The sequence below is a fragment of the Vibrio sp. S9_S30 genome (assembly GCF_014694455.1).
Classification (GTDB): domain Bacteria; phylum Pseudomonadota; class Gammaproteobacteria; order Enterobacterales; family Vibrionaceae; genus Vibrio.
In genome coordinates this window covers 66,191-85,516 of record NZ_JAAUWT010000014.1, presented here as the reverse complement: position 1 = coordinate 85,516, position 19,326 = coordinate 66,191, and the positions used below count along the sequence as shown (strand labels likewise).

Sequence of the window (19,326 nt, the reverse complement as noted above, 5' to 3'; positions counted from 1 at the left end):
TTAATTTCAGGGAGTATACCAGATGATGGCATCAAGAGCTGTTGTGAAGCGTGAGTTTGCAAGATAGGATGTAGCCATTGAATCAGAGGCTTATCTCCTCCTTTTATGGGGCACAGATAGAGGGAATGAGATGGCTAGAGGGAATGAGTATGCAAACCGCCACCGCACGTCTGGATGATCTGGACCGTGAAATTCTAAAGGCACTGATGGAAGACGCCCGAACCCCTTACGCTGAAATGGCGAAACAGTTCAACGTCAGCCCCGCCACCATTCATGTTCGTATTGAGAAGATGAAAGCGGCGGAGGTCATTGAAGGCACGGAAGTGATCGTCAATACCAAAAAGCTGGGGTACGACGTCTGCTGTTTTATTGGGATTAACCTTAACGCCGCGCGTGACTACCATTCTGCCCTTGAAAAGCTGAATGCCTTAGATGAAGTGGTGGAGGCCTATTACACCACGGGGGCGTACAACATCTTTGTAAAGCTGATGTGCAAATCGATCGAAGAGCTGCAATTTGTGCTGATCGACAAGCTTCAAGCCATTGATGAAGTTCAGTCTACTGAAACCCTGATTTCGCTGCAAAACCCCATCAACCGCAATGTAAACCCTTAACTTAAGATAACAAGCACCAACTCTCCGATGTTGATGCTTGCCTCTTCTGCTGACACTTTTACCTTAATCTGAAAATAATTAGGGGGCCGCTAAGCTTTGTTCAGCGGTTCCGTAAATCACCTTATACGCAACCACATACGCAATAATGGCTGTAATGATGGCATTAAGAGGGGCGATACTGAAAAAACCCGTTTCAGGAGAGGAGAACGACACGCCTATCGCCAGCGCCCAAGCAATCATCGCAGCCCAATTGATGGATTTAAACGTGTGCTCTTTAGGCGCCGCGTATTTGGCTTTACAACGGAAATAGAAATCACCAATGATGATCCCTCCGATGGGGGGTAAAGAGACGCTTAAAAAAACCAACCAACCGACAAAATTGTTATAAAGAAAATCCGCAAATACCGTGCCGATGGCCCCCGCTACCACCACCAAATGCACTCGTTTCAAACCGGTTATATTGGCTAAACCAAGACCCGAAGCGTACAAAGCATTGTCATTGGTGGTCCATATATTAAGCACCAGTAACGCAATACCCGCGCCAAGTAACCCCTGATACGCCAGTACTTCTGCAATATCCGACATACCTGTTGAAATGGCACCAATAGCGCCGAATAAGAACATTAGGCTGTTTCCAAACGTAAAACCAACGATGGTTGCAACGACCCCTATTCGCTTGCTCTTTGCGTAGCGGACAAAGTCGGGAGTAAGCGTCGCACCACTAATGAACGATCCCACTGCCAGCGCAATCCCCACCGAAAATGCCATGCTTTCGTTTGGCGTCATGCTCATCAAGGCGTCTAAGCCACCTTCCGTGTCAGAAATGGCCTTAGTTACTGACATAAACCCTAAGATGAGAATGGCGGGTACGGCGATCGCACTTAACCACTCAATGGCTTTAAAACCAATCACCACGGTGTACGTCATTAATATTCCGCCACCAATGATCAACGGTAAATTGGGCACACCAATGAATTTGTTTATTGGGTACGCAAACATTGCCACCCCAACGCCAAACCACCCAATTTGAGTAAAGGCCAACATAAATGAGGGCAATTTTGAACCGAAACTACCGAAGGCGTACCGAGCAAGAATGTGAGTGGAGAGGTTAGTTTTTGCTGCCGCGTACCCCAATAATGCCCCGTACACACCTAAGATTAGGTTCCCTAACAAAATGACGATAATTAAGTCGGGCCACAATTGAAATCCTTGTCCTAAAGTCCCTCCCGTCCACATGCTCGCGGCAAAAAAGGTAAACCCAAGCATCACGGATGACATGGAGAATAACCCCCGACGCGCACTTTCTGGTACAGGTGATAACGCGTAGTCATCATGGACATCTGCGTACTGTTTATTTTCTGATTGTTCAGACATTTCCTTGTCCCTATATCAAAAGTGACCCTCAAAAGTCACTGAGTAAAAAGAATCACTGAGTCAAAAAAGCCCCTTGGAGTAACTCACTTTTTCTGGTGTGTTCCCCAAAAGTAACTCGGGTTCAGTGACTGCTGTTTTCGAGATGATCCGCCCTTGTCGAATCACAAAAAGCCTTGCTGGGCGAAGCTGAATCGCTTCAATGGGGCTCCTTGCCTGTAAGATAACCACATCCGCCTTACAGCCTACCTCTAGACCATAGTGCTCTAGCCCTAACGCACGAGCACCATTTTGGGTCACAGCATCAAACGCCTGATTCATCGCTTCAATACTGGTCATCTGCCCGACGTGTAACCCCATTGATGCCACATCCAACATGTCGTGAGTCCCCAAGCTGTACCAAGGATCCATGACACAGTCGTGCCCGAAAGCAACGTTAACCCCTGCGTTTAAAAGCTCAGGAACGCGCGTCATCCCCCTTCGTTTAGGGTAGGTGTCGTGTCGGCCTTGTAAGGTAATGTTGATCAGTGGATTCGCGACCACGTTTAAATGGGCTTCCGCCATCAAGGGAATCAACTTACTGACATAGTAATTGTCCATTGAATGCATCGAGGTTAGGTGCGATCCCGTTACGCGCCCTTGTAACCCGAGCCTAACGGTTTCGTAGGCTAAGGTTTCTACATGGCGAGAATGCGGATCGTCACTCTCGTCACAATGCATATCAACCATTAACCCTCGCTCGGCGGCGAGTTCGCACAATTGGGTCACAGACAAGGTCCCGTCATTCATTGTGCGTTCAAAATGGGGAATCCCCCCAATCACATCGACGCCTTTGTCTAGCGCTCTAATGAGATTTTGATGCGAATTTTTGTATCGAAGGTAGCCATCTTGAGGGAAAGCGACGAGCTGCAAGTCAATAAAGTCTTTCATCTCATTGCGAACGTCGATGAGTGCATCCACAGCCAATAATCTGTCGTCACATATATCAACGTGACTTCGAATCGCCAGTGTGCCTCGGGCAATCGACCATTTGCACATTTCACGTGCACGCGCTTTGATGGAATCCACCGTTAAATCTGGTTTAAGTTCCCCCCATAGCGCGATGCCTTCTAACAGAGTACCACTTTGATTCAACCTCGGGTTTCCTAGGCTTAAAGCGGAATCCATATGAAAGTGGCTATCGACAAAAGGGGGGGTAGCAAGGTGCCCCTCCCCATCAATGGTTTCAATAGAAGGGACCTGTATATCGGGAGCTATCTCTTTGATTTTTCCATCATGAATAGCAATATCGACCCCTTTCTGACCATCGGGTAAGTTGACGTTTTTAATTAATAAATCCAGCATTCCCTTCCCTTTCTTCAAATGGCTACCGAGCGAGTGTAGTCGGGAGATAATTCTTTGCCTGCGTTTTTTTCCAAATCCAGTATTTGATGATGTATCAAAGGAGAAACATATTGATCCAGCTTTTTCTTGTATTCGGGGTATATCGCCAAACGCTCCGACAACGCATACCCGCATTCAGACGTAACCATATCAATCGCTTTGATTTTTGGCCACGCTCTTTCTGGGTTAATATGATCGATAGTCAACGGAGATATTCCTCCCCAGTCATTGATCCCTGATTGGATATAACTTTTGAATCTGTCTTGTAAGTTGGGGGGGGCTTGTAGGCTTATTGATGGGGATAAAATCAAACGGGCGACCGCTAAGGTCATCAACATATCTTGGCAACTGGGTTCGGGAAAATCAGCCATGGCGGTGCCCGATTTCGCTTTGAAATTTTGGACGATCACTTCTTGAATGTGTCCATATTTCTTATGCATCTCGTTAATTGAAATCAAGCTTTCTATCCGTTCAGCCCACGTTTCCCCAATGCCAATCAGAATACCTGTGGTGAAAGGAACATTGTGTTGCCCGGCCAATTCTAGAGTTTGAAGACGCACTTTTGGCAGCTTGTCTGGGCACCCAAAATGCGCCTGCCCTTTTTTCAGTAAACGGGTACTGACGCTCTCTAGCATCATCCCCATGCTCGCTGTCACGGGCTTTAATTTTAGAATATCTGCCTCAGACAACGTGCCTGCGTTTACGTGTGGCAACAAGCTCGTACGGTCAATGACCTCTTCGCACATCGACTGAACATAGTCGATCATGGTTTCGAATCCGAGTTTCTTCAACGCATTCTTTGCTTCTTTGAATTTTTTTTCTGGTTTCTCACCTAAGCTAAAAAGTACTTCTTTACAACCCAAACGCTCCCCTTCTAACACAATATCCATGACCTCTTCTCGGCTCATCAATTTTGCTTCTGGCGAGCTTGGGTGTTTGACAAAAGTGCAATAACCGCAGGTATCTCGACACATATTCGTCAGGGGGATAAAGACTTTTTTGGAATATGTGACGGTTTTTCCCCAATGGGAGTCCCTAACTTGCGATGCACGCGTCCTAATATCATGAAAAGTTTCATCAGACACGTGCTCTAACCCAATGGCATCTTCCTTAGATAACATGGCAATTCCTCATCCCTGAATATCTTCCTCATCCCTGAATATTTTCCTAATCAGATTATCGTAGTTCTCTCTAGATCCTTAGCAATTTGGGCAAATCCAGTTTGCCACTCATTTGTTGTGTGATGAAGATGACACTATTAGACGCTTAATTATGCATGAAAATTCATACCATCAAGCGACTTCAATTACACTCAAACGACCTCGTGTGCCGATCTCAGACAGCCATTTTTCAGATCTGTAGAACACCACATTGAGGTCGTCGCACTCACTGCCTAGCTTGGGAAAGAAAATGACACCCCTTCTCTCACGCCACTGGATGGCCACCGTTGGGTGATTGCCTTTCTTCTCGTGTAAAAACGTATCGAGTCTGGACCATAAGCATGCAAATCCCCGAACAGTGAACGCTTCCATCCACCGAAACTATGATAAGAAACGGGTACGGGCAACGGAACGTTAATACCCACCATGCCCACTTCAATATGATCCGAAAAGTAACGCGCGGCTTCGCCATCACGAGTAAAAATGCACGTCCCATTCCCATATTCGTGGTCATTAATCAGTTGCATGGCTTCTTCCATTGAAGCGACTCTCATAACTTGTAGTACGGGGCCAAATATCTCTTCTTGATAGCTGCTCATTTCTGGTGAGACATTATCAAGCAGGGTCGCGCCCACGTAGAAGCCATTTGCATACCCTTCAACGGTTGGGTGGCGACCATCTACAACCACTGTCGCCCCATCTTGCTCGGCGCTGTCGATATAGCCATTCACTTTTTGTTGGTGCTGGCAGGTGATGACCGGACCAAAGTCGTTGTCACTGTTGCTAAATGCCCCAACCTTTAATGGCTTCATGGCTTGGCGCATTTTTTCCACCAACTCATTGGCTATTTGGTCCCCGACGGCGACAACAACCGACAAAGCCATACAACGCTCACCCGATGATCCAAACGCGGCACCAAGTAATTGGTTCACTGCATTGTCAAGGTCGGCATCCGGCATCACGATGGCGTGGTTCTTGGCACCGCCTAACGCTTGGCAACGTTTACCTTGTGCAGTGGCATGCGAGTAAATAGATTGAGCGATGGGGGTGGATCCCACAAAGCTTATCGCTTTGACTCGTTTATCGTTGAGTAACGTATCTACTGCTTCTTTATCCCCATTCACCACATTCATGACGCCATCAGGCAGCCCTGCTTGTTGTAATAATTTAGCGATATACATAGCAGACGATGGGTCTCTTTCAGACGGCTTAAGCACAAAGGTGTTACCGCATACAATGGCCGCTGGGTACATCCACAATGGCACCATAGCGGGGAAGTTAAATGGCGTAATTCCGGCCACAACACCCAGTGGTTGAAATTCACTCCACGCATCGATGTTGGGCCCCACATTTCGGCTGTGCTCCCCTTTCAATAACTCGGGCGCAGAACAGGCAAATTCCACATTCTCAATACCACGCTGCAACTCGCCCGCTGCATCATGTGCAATTTTTCCGTGTTCTTCACCAATTAATTGACAGATGTAGTCGGCGTTGTCTTCCAACAGCGACTTAAATTTGTACATAACCTGTGCACGCTTAGCTGGCGGGGTGTTACGCCAAGCTGGGTAGGCTTCTTCAGCGGCTGCAATTGCCTGCTCAACGGTTGTAGGGCTAGCCAATGCTACCTGTTTGATTACTTCACCCGTTGATGGGTTAAATACATCCTGAGTACGAATGTCGTCATTATGCATTTCGCCATTAATAAAGTGCCCTAAAGTTTCCATTTCAACCTCACTGTCCTTCCTATTGTTCTGCGGTCGTCCCTAAGTAACCTGTACTCAGGTTGGTTCCCCCAGACAACGGCTCAAAGCCATGTTCTGGGAGTAAAGTATCAATCGAGCTCGAGTATTGAATCGCCCAGAGCACTGATTACGTCGTCGATTTGTTCCTTTTCGGTGATGAAGGGTAAGCCCAGCTGAATCGTGTCTCCGCCATAACGAACGTAGAAGCCTTTCTCCCAGCATTTCATGGCAACTTGATAAGGGCGAAGAGCTGGTTCACCAGGGGCGGGAGCAAGGGTAATTCCGCCTGCAAAACCATAGTTTCTTATGTCGGTGATGTACTGAGTACCTTTTAAGCTATGAAGGGCATCTTCAAAGTAAGGGCTTAATTCCCTCACTCTAGGAATCAGCTGGTCTTTTTCCAAAATATCCAATGATGCAAGCGCCGCCGCGCAACCGACAGGGTGTCCGGAATAGGTGTAGCCATGAGGGATTTCCATCATGTACTCGGCACCCCCGTGCTCCATAAAGGTTTGGTAAATCTCGGATTTTGCAATCACTGCCCCCATAGGAACGGCACCATTGGTCAGCTGCTTAGCCACGTTAATCATGTCGGGCACAACGCCAAATTCATCCGAACCGGTATACGATCCCATTCGACCAAACCCAGTGATCACCTCATCAAAGATCAGTAAGATATTATGGCTATCACATATTTCTCTTAACCTCTTGAGGTAGCCCTTAGGCGGTGGAATCACACCAGCAGAGCCGGCCATCGGCTCGACAATGACGGCCGCGATGTTTGACGCGTCATGGAGGGCAATAAGCTCAAGCAGTTCATCTGCGCAGTGGGCACCCGTTTCGGGCATTCCGCGAGAGAAACGGTTCTCTTCCAACAGAGTATGAGGGAGGTGATCGGCATCCACCCCTAGTCCAAACAGTGTCCGATTAGCGCCAATGCCTCCAACACTGAGCCCCCCAAAATTGGTACCGTGATACCCTTTAGAGCGTCCGATTAGTTTGGTTTTTGAAGGTTGCCCTTTCTTGCGCCAATAAGCGCGAGCGATTTTCAAAGAAGTGTCTGCACTCTCAGAGCCCGACCCAGTAAAAAACACATAATCCAAACCATTCGGCATGATGGACTTCAGTCTATTAGCGAGCTCAAATGCTTTGGGGTGACCGTACTGAAATGACGGAGCATAATCCAATTGACCGATCTGTTTTGATACGGCTTCTGCGATTTCTGGGCGGCAGTGCCCCGCGCCACACGTCCACAGCCCCGAGAGTCCATCAAAGATTTTACGGCCCTGTGCATCAATCAAAAATGCACCTTTTGCCCCAACAACCATGCGAGGGTCCGACTTAAACTGCCTATTGGCAGTATAAGGCATCCAATAGGCCTCGAGTTGATCCCTGCTCATCCCAGCCGCTTTTTGACTATCGAATCCATTCATTACCTTACACCTCAAATTGGAGGACAGATGAAAATACGCCCAAAAAAGTTAACCTAGAAAATAACTAACTCAATCCGCCAACTTCTTTTAATACTTATGTTTACTCGATACGTTGGGATATTAAATTTAAAAAAGCTTACTTTCAGGAAAGTAATTACTTACCTATTGCAAGTCCATGAGCTAGTCTATTCCCAAATAGGGCTGACCGTATGGAAAGGAATTCCGGTGAAGTTATGACCAAAAGAAATGCGTTGGGACACATCGCGGGCACTGACATTCGCACACTGAAAATCTTTAAGTCTGTGGTCCGTTGTGGGGGGTTTTCTGCTGCCGAATCCGAACTGAACATTAGCCGTGCGGCAATCAGCATTGCGATGTCAGATTTGGAACAACGGCTGTCGCTAAAACTGTGCAGCCGAGGTCGCAGTGGTTTTTCACTGACGCCAGAAGGAGAGCAAGTGTACCAAGCCACCATACAGCTCCTCAATTCACACCAAGAATTTCAATTAAAAATCAATAATATACATTTAGACCTGCAAGGAGATCTCGATATCGGCATCACCGATTGCCTCGTTACGATGCCTCGCATGCAAATTTCTGATTCTTTGAAAGCGCTGCAAGAAAAAGGACCGAGCGTAAGAATCAATATCGAGATGATCCCGGCCTCGGATGTGATTAAAGGGGTGTTGGATGGGCGTCTGCATACTGGTGTGGCGCCTGTGACGGATAAGCACCCTAACTTAAATTACATTTATCTCTACAATGAGCAGTCCAACTTATATTGCGGTAAAAACCACCCATTATATTTGGATGAAAATAGAGATATCCATATAAATAGTCTACAAAATTTTAACTCTATATTTCCATCAGTACAGCAACCTAGCGATACCAAAAAACATTTCAATTACCTTAAAAAAAGTGCTCAAGCATCAAATAGAGAAGGGGTCGCTTTTCTTATTTTAACTGGGGGTTATATTGGCTATCTTCCCACGCATTTTGCAAAAAAATGGGTAGACGATGGCAGTATGAAACCAGTACTTAAAGAGCAATTGCATTTCAATACCACTTACGCGGCCATTACAAAAAAAGAACTCCCGACAAATTTGGTATTATCTAGCTTTCTCGATTCATTACAAAAACTGGCTATTAATGGCTAACCCTTTATCTTAAAAGGAATATTATTGATATTAAGGTAAACACATCCTGAAATAACCACACCTTGGCTTTTCATCGCTCCAAGAATATTACTCAATATTCTTATCAAATATAGATCTCAAGTATTTTACCAACTGTAAAAAATATCTTGCCTCCTTATTTTCTAACCATTACATTTACCAAGTGGTCAATTTTTAGCCATTACAATGCTAGCCAACGCAGCTTGGCTAACACGGATTGTTGAAGTAAAAATAAGGAAGCACCATGGACAGTACATCTGCAAATATATCGACCTCTGTAGAGGTCGGTGATTTTTATGAATTAGACACAAAAACTGATGTAGCCAACAGCCAACATTACAATGAAGACATCGCGCCTACTCAAATCAAAGACCGAACGTGGAATGTATGGAATGTGACGGCGCTTTGGGTAGGAATGGCCATATGTGTTCCAACGTATACCCTCGGGGGTGTACTCACTGCGTATTTTGGGCTTTCTGTATCAGAAGCGCTCATCACAATATTGTTAGCAAACGTCATTGTGCTTATTCCGCTAACACTCAACGCCTTTCCGGGCACAAAATATGGCATTCCCTTCCCAGTGTTGCTCAGGTCCTCTTTCGGGATCGTGGGTTCTAACATCCCTTGCCTGATCCGAGCGCTCGTTGCTTGCGGCTGGTTTGGCATTCAAACCATGTTTGGTGGGCTAGCCATCAACATTCTGTTTTCCAATCTCATTCCTGGATGGGAACTATTGGGGGGCATCGGTGAAGTCATTGGGTTCTTTCTTTTCTTATCGATCAACCTCTATATCGTCATTAAGGGTGCCAATTCAATCAAAACGCTAGAAACACTTTCTGCTCCACTTTTACTGGTCGTTGCTGTTGGATTAATGATGTGGGCAAGCCCTCATATCTCCTATTCGGAATTGTGGGCGACACCCGCTGATCGCCCAGAAGATGCCTCGTTTTTTTCTTACTTCTTAGCAGGCATTACCGCCATGGTCGGTTTTTGGGCAACTCTGTCTCTCAATATCCCCGATTTCAGTCGATATGTGCGCTCACAAAAAGATCAGATCTTAGGACAAGTGATTGGATTGCCGATTACGATGTTCTTTTTCGCTGCGCTTGGCGTTGTATTAACCGCCGCATCCACCAGCTTAGTGGGCGAAACCATATCCGATCCAGTGACCTTAATTGGAAAAATCGATAGCCCATTTTGGGTAACATTGGCGATGATTATGATTATTATTGCTACGTTATCGACCAATACTGCGGCAAACATCGTGTCCCCAACGAATGATTTTCAAAATGTCGCCCCTAAAAAAATCAACCAAACCAAGGGCGTTCTGCTCACTGGGTTGATTGGCATCATCTTAATGAGCTGGGAGCTGTTAAAGAAACTGGGGTGGGTTACGTCCGACTTGAGCGTTGAAGCCATGTACAGCGGTTGGCTATTGGGCTATTCGTCCTTATTGGGTCCTATCGCAGGCATCATGATTGTCGATTATTTTTTAATCAAAAAGCAGAACCTCAACTTGCCCGATCTTTACTTAAAGAACGGCGTGTACGGCGAGTTTAACCGCAACGGGCTCATTGCATTTTTTATCCCGGCTGCTTTGACCATTTTTTCGATTTTAACCGGGTATCTAAATTGGTTTTATCAGTATGGATGGTTTGCAGGCTCGATCAGTGGCGGGCTGCTTTACTGGTGGCTTACCAAAAACCAAACGAACACAAAACTGTGACCCTACCTAGCTTATAAAGAAACCATTATATAGGTGACTGCTATGTCTATTGTTATAAAAAATGGCACCATTGTGAATGCCGATCAAAGCTACACCTCCGACGTCTATTGTGAAAACGGCAAAATTGTCGCCATAGAAGAACGCATCCCTACTCCAGAGGGAGCCACCGAGATTGATGCGACAGGTCAGTACGTTATACCGGGTGGTATTGACCCACACACCCACATGCAACTGCCATTTATGGGTACGGTCGCTTCAGACGATTTTTACACTGGGACAGCGGCAGGGTTGGCTGGGGGGACGACCACCATTATCGACTTCGTTATTCCAGCGCCTCAAGAGCGCCTACTTGATGCCTACAATAAATGGCGAGAGTGGGCCGAAAAGTCCGCCTCGGATTACTCCTTTCATGTCGCGGTTACTTGGTGGGACGACTCTGTGTCGGAAGACATGGAGACACTGGTCAAAGAACACGGCGTCAATAGTTTTAAGCACTTCATGGCGTATAAAAATGCCATCATGGCCGACGATGAAATCTTGGTGAACAGCTTCCGTCGCTGTGTGGAGTTAGGCGCGATGCCAACTGTGCATGCAGAAAATGGCGAATTGGTCTTTCAACTACAACAGGAGATGCTCAAAAAAGGCATTACCGGACCGGAAGGGCACCCTCTTTCCCGACCGCCTATTGTCGAGGGTGAAGCCGCCAACAGAGCAATTCAAATTGCACAGGTGATGGGCGTCCCGATTTATCTTGTGCACGTATCGTGTAAGGAGTCGCTCGATGCCATAACGCGCGCGCGCAACGAAGGTCAGCGCGTGTTTGGGGAGTGCCTAGCCGGTCACTTGACCATTGACGACAGTGTGTATAGGAATGAAAACTTTGAATTTGCCGCCGCGCACGTCATGAGCCCACCGTTCCGCTCAAAAGAACACCAACAAGCTCTTTGGAAAGGCTTGCAGGGGGGCAACTTGCAAACCACAGCGACCGATCATTGCTGTTTTTGTGCTGACCAAAAAGCGGCGGGGAAAGACGATTTCTCCAAAATCCCCAACGGGACAGCGGGGGTAGAAGACAGAATGGCCATCATGTGGGATTCGGGCGTGAATACAGGCAAGCTCACCATGAACGAATTTGTTGCCGTGACCTCGACCAACTCAGCCAAAATATTCAATATATTCCCTCAAAAAGGGGTCATCGCCGTGGGCTCCGATGCAGATATCGTTGTTTGGGATCCGAAAGGCACGCGCACCATTTCAGCCAAAACACACCATCAAAATATTGATTTCAATATCTTTGAAGGTCGAACCGTTACTGGCATCCCGACCTACACCATCAGCCGAGGAAAAGTCGTATGGGACAATGGTGTGCTGAATGCGGAAAGAGGCGCTGGTAGGTACATTGACCGACCAACATTCAGCCCCATATTTGATGCATTAAAAACGCAGGCTGAAAACAACCAACCGACACCGGTTGAACGTTCGTAGGTGTTGGAGAGCTCCAACAATAATGCCTAACCCGAAGTGACAAAAAAGGAGCAATGTGCTCCTTTTTTGTCGTTACCATTACATCTCGTGTTTATGCGTTACTCGTGGTTATGCCTTGGCAGGCTCCAACGTATTTTCTGTTAATTCGCACGCTTGGTTCAGCACGGCATGGAGCAGTACATTGCACCCAGCACTCAGATCTTCCGGCGTGGCATTTTCTTCCTCGTTGTGGCTAATCCCATTCTCGCAAGGCACAAACACCATGGCTGTTGGCGCAACCCTTGCGATATAACAAGCATCATGCCCCGCTCCACTGACAATGTCTCGGTGGCTATAGCCAAATCCCGTCGCCGCATTTCTGACTGACTCGACGCAACTTTTATTGAATGGCACGGGTGGAGAATACCAGATCTCTGTCAGGTTGATTCTTAACCCAAGCTCATCCGCTATTTTTTGGCTGGCTTCTCGCAAACGTTTATCCATACTCGATAGCGTAGCATCATCGGGATGACGCAAATCAACAGTAAAGAAAACCTCTCCGGGAATCACATTGCGCGAATTTGGGAAAACTTGCATCAACCCCACGGTAGAACACGCGTTAGGGAGATGAGCTAAGCCGATTTGATTCACTTCATTCACAATCTGAGATGCCCCAAGTAACGCATCTTTTCGACTGAGCATGGGAGTGGGCCCCGCATGGGCTTCTTGACCAGTGAGCGTGATTTCGTACCAACGCTGCCCTTGCGCATCGGTTACAACACCAATGGTTTTTCCTTCATTCTCTAAAATAGGCCCTTGCTCGATATGCGCTTCAAAGAAGGCTTTCACTGGGCTTCCAACCTCTTCTTTGCCCGCGTATCCGATCCGCTCAAGCTCTTCCCCCATGGTGATACCATCGAGATCCGCTCTAGATAGCCCATATTCTAAGTCAAAGACTCCAGCAAAAACCCCCGACGCCACCATCGCGGGTGGGAATCGAGACCCTTCCTCATTCGTCCAAATTGAAGCTTCAACTGGGTATTCTGTCTCTATATCATGCTCGTTGAGCGTTCGAATCACTTCTAATGCGGCAAGCACACCATACACACCATCAAACTTCCCGCCTGTCGGTTGCGTATCAATATGGCTTCCCATCACAACAGGGGGCAGATGATCATGTTTGCCGCGGCGACGTGCAAATACGTTGCCCATTTTATCGATACGTACTGTACAACCAGCCTCCTTACACCATGAAATAAACAAGTCCCTAGCTTGCTTATCTAAGTCGGTTAATGCTAATCGGCAGCACCCTCCTTTTTTGGTGCCGCCGATTTCGCCCATTTCCATTAAGCTATTCCACAATCGTTGAGTATTGACCTCTAAATTTTTCATCACTTAGTCACTCCTGTTATCCGCTAATTCCCTTACAATAAGGTTCAAAACAAATACCCAAATGAGCTGGAAATACAAAACTGAAAGTCCATCCAACTTACTGGTTCATAAATGGGTAGAGAAATAATTTTATATTTAAATCTCATTTATTCATTTGGCCATTCGTCGTCATTCAGTGATTGAGATAATATGAAAAAATCATCAATATGAACTAAGGGATTTAACAAGTTATATTTGAAAACGCATCAGCATTAGCTGTCTATATGGCTTTTCATTTAATATGAATTGGATTTATTACTATATCGTTCGATGTGCAAAGCTGATAAAACACTGTGTGCATCGCGTATTAAAAATCCATTATTCATTTTTTACTAAACTTCGGAATAATATGTTTCCCGTATTGTTCAACGATACTTTCCTCATCACCATTGTCTAAATAAATATTGAATTGCGTTGTTCCCGAGGCTTCCAGTTCTTTCATTTTTTCAATGTGGTCTTCTATGTCACCTAAAACGCAAAAGCTCTCGACCACCTCAGGGGTAATAAATTCCAAGTAGGGGTTATCACTTTGCCCATGTTTCGAATAATCATACCCTTTGCGGTTTTCTATATACGCCGTAAGGCTATCTGGTACGGCACCACTTGTAGCGCCATATTTTTCAACAATATCCGCAACATGATTACCCACCATTGCGGGGAACCAGCGCGTCGCTTCTATTCCCAGAGCTTTGTTCCCCACGTAAGCAGGGGCAGACGCTATCACCTGATAATTACTCATGTCTCTACCTTCGGCTTCTCCCGCGCTGATGGCTTGTTCCGCAAACCACTTAATTAGGGAAGGTTCGGCAATTTGCAATACCACGCCATCCCCCACTTCGCCTGCCGTTTTTAAGGCTTTGGGGCCATAGGCACCAATGTAAACCGGAAGCTCAAACCCTTCAGCCCAAGGGAACTGCACCGGTTCTGGGCATTCGCCATACATGACTTTTTCACCCCGAACCATGGCTTTCACTTTTTGAGTAAACTCCGCGACTCTCGCCAAGTTGGCGGGCTTTTTCCCCATCACTCTTACCGAGCTATCACCTCGGCCTAACCCAAGGTGAAAGCGCCCATTACTTTGCAAAGCTAAACTGGCGAATAAGCTTGCGGCGAGTGACCAATCTCTTGCATTGGGGTTGGTCACACAAGGTCCAAAGCTTATTTTTGATGTATGTTCCATACACATGGCTATCGCTGGGTAGCACTCACGCCAAAGGATGTGTGAATCATAAAAATAACAATGGGTGAAACCCGCTTCTTCTGCTTGCTTTGCGAGATTTCTCGCTCTTTGTGGGCTGATAAACCCTTTAAAAGTAATGCCGAAATCCATATCGTGTTCTCCTTTTCCTTACAATGATGTTTAACTAGACGGTGCCCAAATCTTTATTCCTGCATGAGAAAAAGGCACTTTTTTGGATATATTCAGCCGGATTAAAATCGGAGTGATGGCTTCTAAGCAGCGTGCGTTCACTGCGGGGCCAGCGTTGTACGCCTTCACGCCCAATTTCGAAATCAAATCCATGACGGTATTTTTGGCGGCTAAATCGTTCCCACAAACCAAGATGTCGCAGTTGATGGGGTGATCCAGTTTATTTAAGGTTGTCGCAGAAACGTTGTGTAGAGCACCAACCACAGGCACATCGCCCAGTATCTGCTGCGCTGATTCGGTTGCTGAACCTTCAGGAGGCATATCTACCGCTTTGGGATCGTCTTGCGAAAGTGGCACCACAATATCCACCAATATCTTATTTTTCAGCGCTGGCTTGATGCCTTCTAAAGTAGAGTGATGAGCCGAGAACGGCACCGCCAGTATGACAATCTCATCAGCGGCGAGCGTTGCAGCGACATTGTCTGCCCCTTGGATTCTCCCCACCGCCCCAGTTAGGCTCTCATTGAGCTGAACCGCCACCTCTGCCGCTCTTTGCCCATCTCGGGAACCCACAATCACATCCACCCCAGCTGAGGCGAATCGTAACGCTAGCCCCCTCCCTTGGGGGCCTGTCCCACCTATAATCGATACTTTCATCTAAAGAGATCCTCCGTTTTTGGTCGTATTAAATCGAGAGCGGAGCTGTTGCTTCTTTCCCAGGTAATGCCTTTGAATAACAATATGGGCACTTTACCGTTCTTGCTCATTAACAACCCCGATGCTGCGGCAAGCTCATCAGCCAAGGCTGGGCTTGTAACGTTCAAGCATCGACCATAGGCGTCATCTTGCCCCGCTAAATCCACTTTGCTTGGTACGTTCGCTAGCCCAATGGCCACGTTAACTAGCCCCATTCTCCATGGGCGACCAAACGTATCGGTAATGACCACTCCTAACTTCTTACCGGTTAACTCTTCTAAGGCTTGGCAGATCGCCCGAGCACTTTTATCAGGGTCTTTAGGAAGAAGAATGACCTGTCCTTCTCCATCCACATTGGACTCATCCACGGCAGCGTTCGCGCAAATGAAACCCAATCGATGCTCGGCGATAATGGTGCCTTCATCCTGATCTTCACGCTTGGACGTCCTCACCAAACGAGTGGATTCCGATAAGATTACTTCGACTTTTCTCGGATCTTTGGACAGCGTTTCTGCAAGCTCTAACGCCTTTGAGGACGGCGTAACATCTGAAAGCGCCACAATCTGACCTTCCGATTTTGACACCACTTTGTGTGCGATAACCAAAATGTCCCCATCAGCTAAACTCATCCCATTCTCTTGGATGCTGTAGAGAATCAGGTCAGGTAAGTTGTCCCCAGGATGGATATCCGGGATTCCTTTTAACACCTGAATACTGACCTCTGATGATTGCGTATTTGGCATTCTTCCCCCTTACGCGGTGAGTTCCCCGCGTCTGAATGTGCCCCAATTAAGATCTTCAGGCTTATCAACATCAAACGATAGCTTTTCTAGATGTAACCTCGTGGCTTTCACCCCTAGGTCGTAGGCGTTTTTTAAATGCACTTGGCTCGATCGCGGACCATAACTGAATGAAATGACATTTGGCGGTGTAGAGAGCAATGCATTGGTTCCCTCATCGACAGAAGGGCACACAATCACAGATCGTGGTGCTCTAGGGTGAGTCAATAAAAGACTGATCTCCAAATAATCCAGCGATTCGATATCCGCAGGGATCACCAATTGAGAATGAAAGTGGTGTCTAACGCTATATGAAGTGGCAAGGTCGATTGCCGCATTCAACCCGTTTGGACGCGCTTCGAGCAATACATGAGCACCATAAGATTCCGCTAAGTTTTTAATAACGAGTGAATCGGACACGACAACCAAGCGGTAGTTGAAGAAATGCTGTCGGATGAATTTTACGTTTTTCTCAAACAGATTAAGGGCAACATTCTCGCGCTCTGTTTGGTTTAGCACGCCTGACAGTCGCGTTTTGGCACGACGGGGATCTTTCATTGGTATCACAATGCAGGTGTTCATCGTACTCTCCCCTGCCGTACACGGTAGTTTGGTTCAGGATCGAACAATCGACTCTTCTCATCCAATTTGTACTTGGAGCGATAGGGGTCAGAATACGGCGGATTGAAGCTGAACTGCTTATGTTGAAAATAGCCCATTATCTTGTCCACTAAGTGGACTTTATCCTCAAGCGTATTCATCAGAGTGTTGGTTGAAAAGACGTCCATATTTTGCTGCCTGATCAACGGTGTGTAATGCTCGTCGACTACGTCAATCACCAATGTATCAATGACGCCTTGATAGATTTGCGCCACACCTACAACATCGCGGCTGTACCCCGCCCATTCCATCATCGCGCCAGCAGGTCCTTTTATCGCGTTTCCCCCTATGAGAGGAGAAACAGCAATCTTCATAGCCGACGCGTTTTTGATCGCCTCGGTGATCCTAGGCACACTCAGAATAGGGCTGATACTCACAATTGGGTTACTCGGCGCGATAACAATCAGATCTGCCTTCGCGATGGCAGCGAGTGATTCGGGGGTAGGCTTTGCATTTTCTATCCCTTTCACTGTAATTTTCTGAATTTCTGGCTGACACTGGTTTTTAACAAAATAATCTTGAAACCCCATCCAACCTTGGTCGGTTTTTATTTGAGTTTGAATTCGATCATCCGTCGGCAAGAGAATAGGTGTGGTGACTCCGAGTTTTTCAGCAATCTTGGTGGCTATCTCTGAAGGGCGAACCTTTTTATTTCTTAATGCCGTTCGAAATATATGAGTGACAAGATCTTTATCGCCAAGCGACATCCACGTTTCACACCCAAAGGCTTTTAATCCTTCTAACACTGTGAACGTGTCGTCCTCAATTCCCCAGCCTTGCTTGCGCTCAATCTTATTGGCAAGGGTATATGTGAGCGTGTCAATGTCTGGAGAAACCCACAACCCATGAAACGCTTGATCATCTGCCACATTTCCCAAAACAGAAAGCTGATCATGGTATTTACTGTGGCTGAACCCTTCAGCAAGTTTGGTTCCGCCGACTCCGCCACACAAAACCAGTATGCGGTAACCCTTTTTGGGTTCGTGATTTTTGTGGGCGTTCATAGTGAGCACTCCCTCGTAGGCACTAAAGTGGGCTGCCCAGTCTGGCTACTCGATTCACCGGAGAGTGATGAAGCACAGACATAATAAGGTTCATTTTCCTCATTAAAGTATTCCAAGGCTTGGTACAAGGTGTTTCGACGATACGGTGTCCGGCCTGCATTTCTGATCATTTTGACCATGTCTTCTGGCTGGATTTCTTGACCATTCTTCCCACCTGCGGCTCTAGAGATGCTCTCGTTCATCAGCGTGCCACCAAGATCATTCGCTCCCACATTCAGCATGCTTTGAGCATATTGAGGCCCCAGTTTCACCCAAGAGGCTTGGATATTGTCTATCCAACCATTTAGCATCAATCTCGAAATGGCGTGCATGCGAATGCTTTCTTCTATGGTGGGACCGGGGCGCACATCGTCTCGGCTTAAAAACAAAGGGGATTCATAATGGACAAAACCCAACGGAACAAACTCGGTAAACCCTCCGGTTTGCTTTTGAATATCTCTGATTTGACGAAGGTGAGATGCCCAGTGTTTAGGCTCATCAATATGACCGTACATAATGGTGGCAGTGCTGGGTAATCCGAGTTCGTGTGCCGTTTTTATGATGTCTATCCACTGCTGAGTCGTGAGCTTGTCTTTCGTCAACTGCTTTCGAATATCAACATCAAGAATTTCAGCGGCGGTGCCTGGCATCGACCCTAATCCATGATCCATCAAATCTTGAATGAAATCCGATATCGACATTTTGCTTTTTCGAGCACCAAACCACATTTCGAAAGGAGAAAATGCGTGGATATGCATGTTGGGCGTCACGTCTTTGATCGCCTTCAGAATACTGCGATAGTGGTCTCCTCGAATGCTAGGATGCAAACCACCCTGAATGCACACTTCAGTTGCACCTCGTTGCCAGGCTTCCTTTGCCCTGCTCGCGACTTCATCTAGGCTAAGTAACTCCGCGTCTGGCGCTTCTTTTGGCTTAGCGAAGCCACAAAAAGTGCACCCCATGTAACATACGTTTGTAAAGTTGATATTTCGAGTGATCACAAAGCTGGCGTGATTTCCGACCGCTTGCTCACGCAAATAGTTCGCTACGGCAACCAATGCGTCTAACTCTTTCCCCTCGGTATGAAAAAGTGTGATCGCCTCTTTTTCCGACAATTCATTACCAGCAACAACGCTCAGTAATATCCGCTGAATACCCTCATCAATACCAATGTGTTTTTTCCACAAATGATCGAAATCCATGAGTGGGTTATCTGTCAAAGTCGATGTGAACGAAACATCCATATTTCCTTCCCTATATTCGGTTTGAACTGTTAACCA

General features: G+C 46.7%; 16 protein-coding genes. 4 read left to right on the top strand and 12 right to left on the bottom strand.

The window, feature by feature from the left end; translation table 11 throughout:
* Nucleotides 1-149 precede the first annotated feature (149 nt).
* Nucleotides 150-614: a transcriptional regulator AsnC gene (gene asnC / locus HC752_RS16770; RefSeq protein WP_190336313.1), complete on the top strand. Its 465-nt coding sequence runs from the start codon at nt 150-152 to the stop codon at nt 612-614.
* A gap of 78 nt (nt 615-692) precedes the next feature.
* Here the strand turns inward: asnC and codB are convergent, their stop codons facing one another.
* From codB to HC752_RS16745, 5 genes are all read right to left on the bottom strand, one after another.
* Nucleotides 693-1,988: a cytosine permease gene (codB, locus tag HC752_RS16765; RefSeq protein WP_190336312.1), complete on the bottom strand. Its 1,296-nt coding sequence runs from the start codon at nt 1,986-1,988 to the stop codon at nt 693-695.
* 60 nt (nt 1,989-2,048) lie between these two features.
* Nucleotides 2,049-3,329: an amidohydrolase family protein gene (locus tag HC752_RS16760; RefSeq protein ID WP_190336311.1), complete on the bottom strand. Its 1,281-nt coding sequence runs from the start codon at nt 3,327-3,329 to the stop codon at nt 2,049-2,051.
* Nucleotides 3,330-3,343: 14 nt separating this feature from the next.
* On the bottom strand, nt 3,344-4,489 hold the full coding sequence (gene cofG, locus HC752_RS16755) for a 7,8-didemethyl-8-hydroxy-5-deazariboflavin synthase CofG (protein ID WP_190336310.1): 1,146 nt from the start codon (nt 4,487-4,489) through the stop codon (nt 3,344-3,346).
* Nucleotides 4,490-4,761: 272 nt separating this feature from the next.
* Entirely contained in the window at nt 4,762-6,252 is a 1,491-nt protein-coding gene (locus HC752_RS16750) for a CoA-acylating methylmalonate-semialdehyde dehydrogenase (protein ID WP_190336309.1), read from the bottom strand.
* A 107-nt stretch (nt 6,253-6,359) separates the two neighbouring features.
* On the bottom strand, nt 6,360-7,703 hold the full coding sequence (locus HC752_RS16745; RefSeq protein ID WP_190336308.1) for an aspartate aminotransferase family protein: 1,344 nt from the start codon (nt 7,701-7,703) through the stop codon (nt 6,360-6,362).
* A 233-nt stretch (nt 7,704-7,936) separates the two neighbouring features.
* Between HC752_RS16745 and HC752_RS16740 the strand changes: the two genes are divergently transcribed.
* The 3 genes from HC752_RS16740 (at nt 7,937) to hydA (ending at nt 12,089) form a co-directional block, all read left to right on the top strand.
* On the top strand, nt 7,937-8,860 hold the full coding sequence (locus tag HC752_RS16740) for a LysR family transcriptional regulator (protein ID WP_190336307.1): 924 nt from the start codon (nt 7,937-7,939) through the stop codon (nt 8,858-8,860).
* Between the two features lie 262 nt (nt 8,861-9,122).
* A complete protein-coding gene (locus tag HC752_RS16735; RefSeq protein WP_190336306.1) occupies nt 9,123-10,604 on the top strand; it encodes an NCS1 family nucleobase:cation symporter-1 in 1,482 nt (493 codons plus the stop codon).
* Nucleotides 10,605-10,646: 42 nt separating this feature from the next.
* Nucleotides 10,647-12,089, top strand: coding sequence for a dihydropyrimidinase (gene hydA / locus HC752_RS16730; protein ID WP_190336305.1), 1,443 nt, complete (start codon nt 10,647-10,649; stop codon nt 12,087-12,089).
* Between the two features lie 108 nt (nt 12,090-12,197).
* On the opposite strand, the gene HC752_RS16725 is transcribed toward hydA, so the two are convergent.
* From HC752_RS16725 to cofH, 7 genes are all read right to left on the bottom strand, one after another.
* Nucleotides 12,198-13,460 carry a Zn-dependent hydrolase gene (locus tag HC752_RS16725; protein ID WP_190336383.1) on the bottom strand — a complete coding sequence of 421 codons (1,263 nt, stop codon included), beginning with the start codon at nt 13,458-13,460 and terminating at the stop codon, nt 12,198-12,200.
* A gap of 361 nt (nt 13,461-13,821) precedes the next feature.
* Nucleotides 13,822-14,829 carry a TIGR03842 family LLM class F420-dependent oxidoreductase gene (locus HC752_RS16720; protein ID WP_190336304.1) on the bottom strand — a complete coding sequence of 336 codons (1,008 nt, stop codon included), beginning with the start codon at nt 14,827-14,829 and terminating at the stop codon, nt 13,822-13,824.
* 30 nt (nt 14,830-14,859) lie between these two features.
* Entirely contained in the window at nt 14,860-15,525 is a 666-nt protein-coding gene (gene npdG / locus HC752_RS16715; protein WP_190336303.1) for an NADPH-dependent F420 reductase, read from the bottom strand.
* Nucleotides 15,522-16,307, bottom strand: coding sequence for a coenzyme F420-0:L-glutamate ligase (gene cofE / locus HC752_RS16710; protein ID WP_190336302.1), 786 nt, complete (start codon nt 16,305-16,307; stop codon nt 15,522-15,524). The genes npdG and cofE overlap by 4 nt, the downstream gene beginning before the upstream one ends.
* A gap of 9 nt (nt 16,308-16,316) precedes the next feature.
* Entirely contained in the window at nt 16,317-16,925 is a 609-nt protein-coding gene (gene cofC / locus HC752_RS16705) for a 2-phospho-L-lactate guanylyltransferase (RefSeq protein ID WP_190336301.1), read from the bottom strand.
* On the bottom strand, nt 16,922-18,007 hold the full coding sequence (gene cofD / locus HC752_RS16700; RefSeq protein WP_190336300.1) for a 2-phospho-L-lactate transferase: 1,086 nt from the start codon (nt 18,005-18,007) through the stop codon (nt 16,922-16,924). Before cofD ends, cofC begins: the two co-directional genes overlap by 4 nt.
* A complete protein-coding gene (gene cofH, locus HC752_RS16695; protein WP_202987905.1) occupies nt 18,004-19,290 on the bottom strand; it encodes a 5-amino-6-(D-ribitylamino)uracil--L-tyrosine 4-hydroxyphenyl transferase CofH in 1,287 nt (428 codons plus the stop codon). Before cofH ends, cofD begins: the two co-directional genes overlap by 4 nt.
* Between the last annotated feature and the right edge of the window lie 36 nt (nt 19,291-19,326).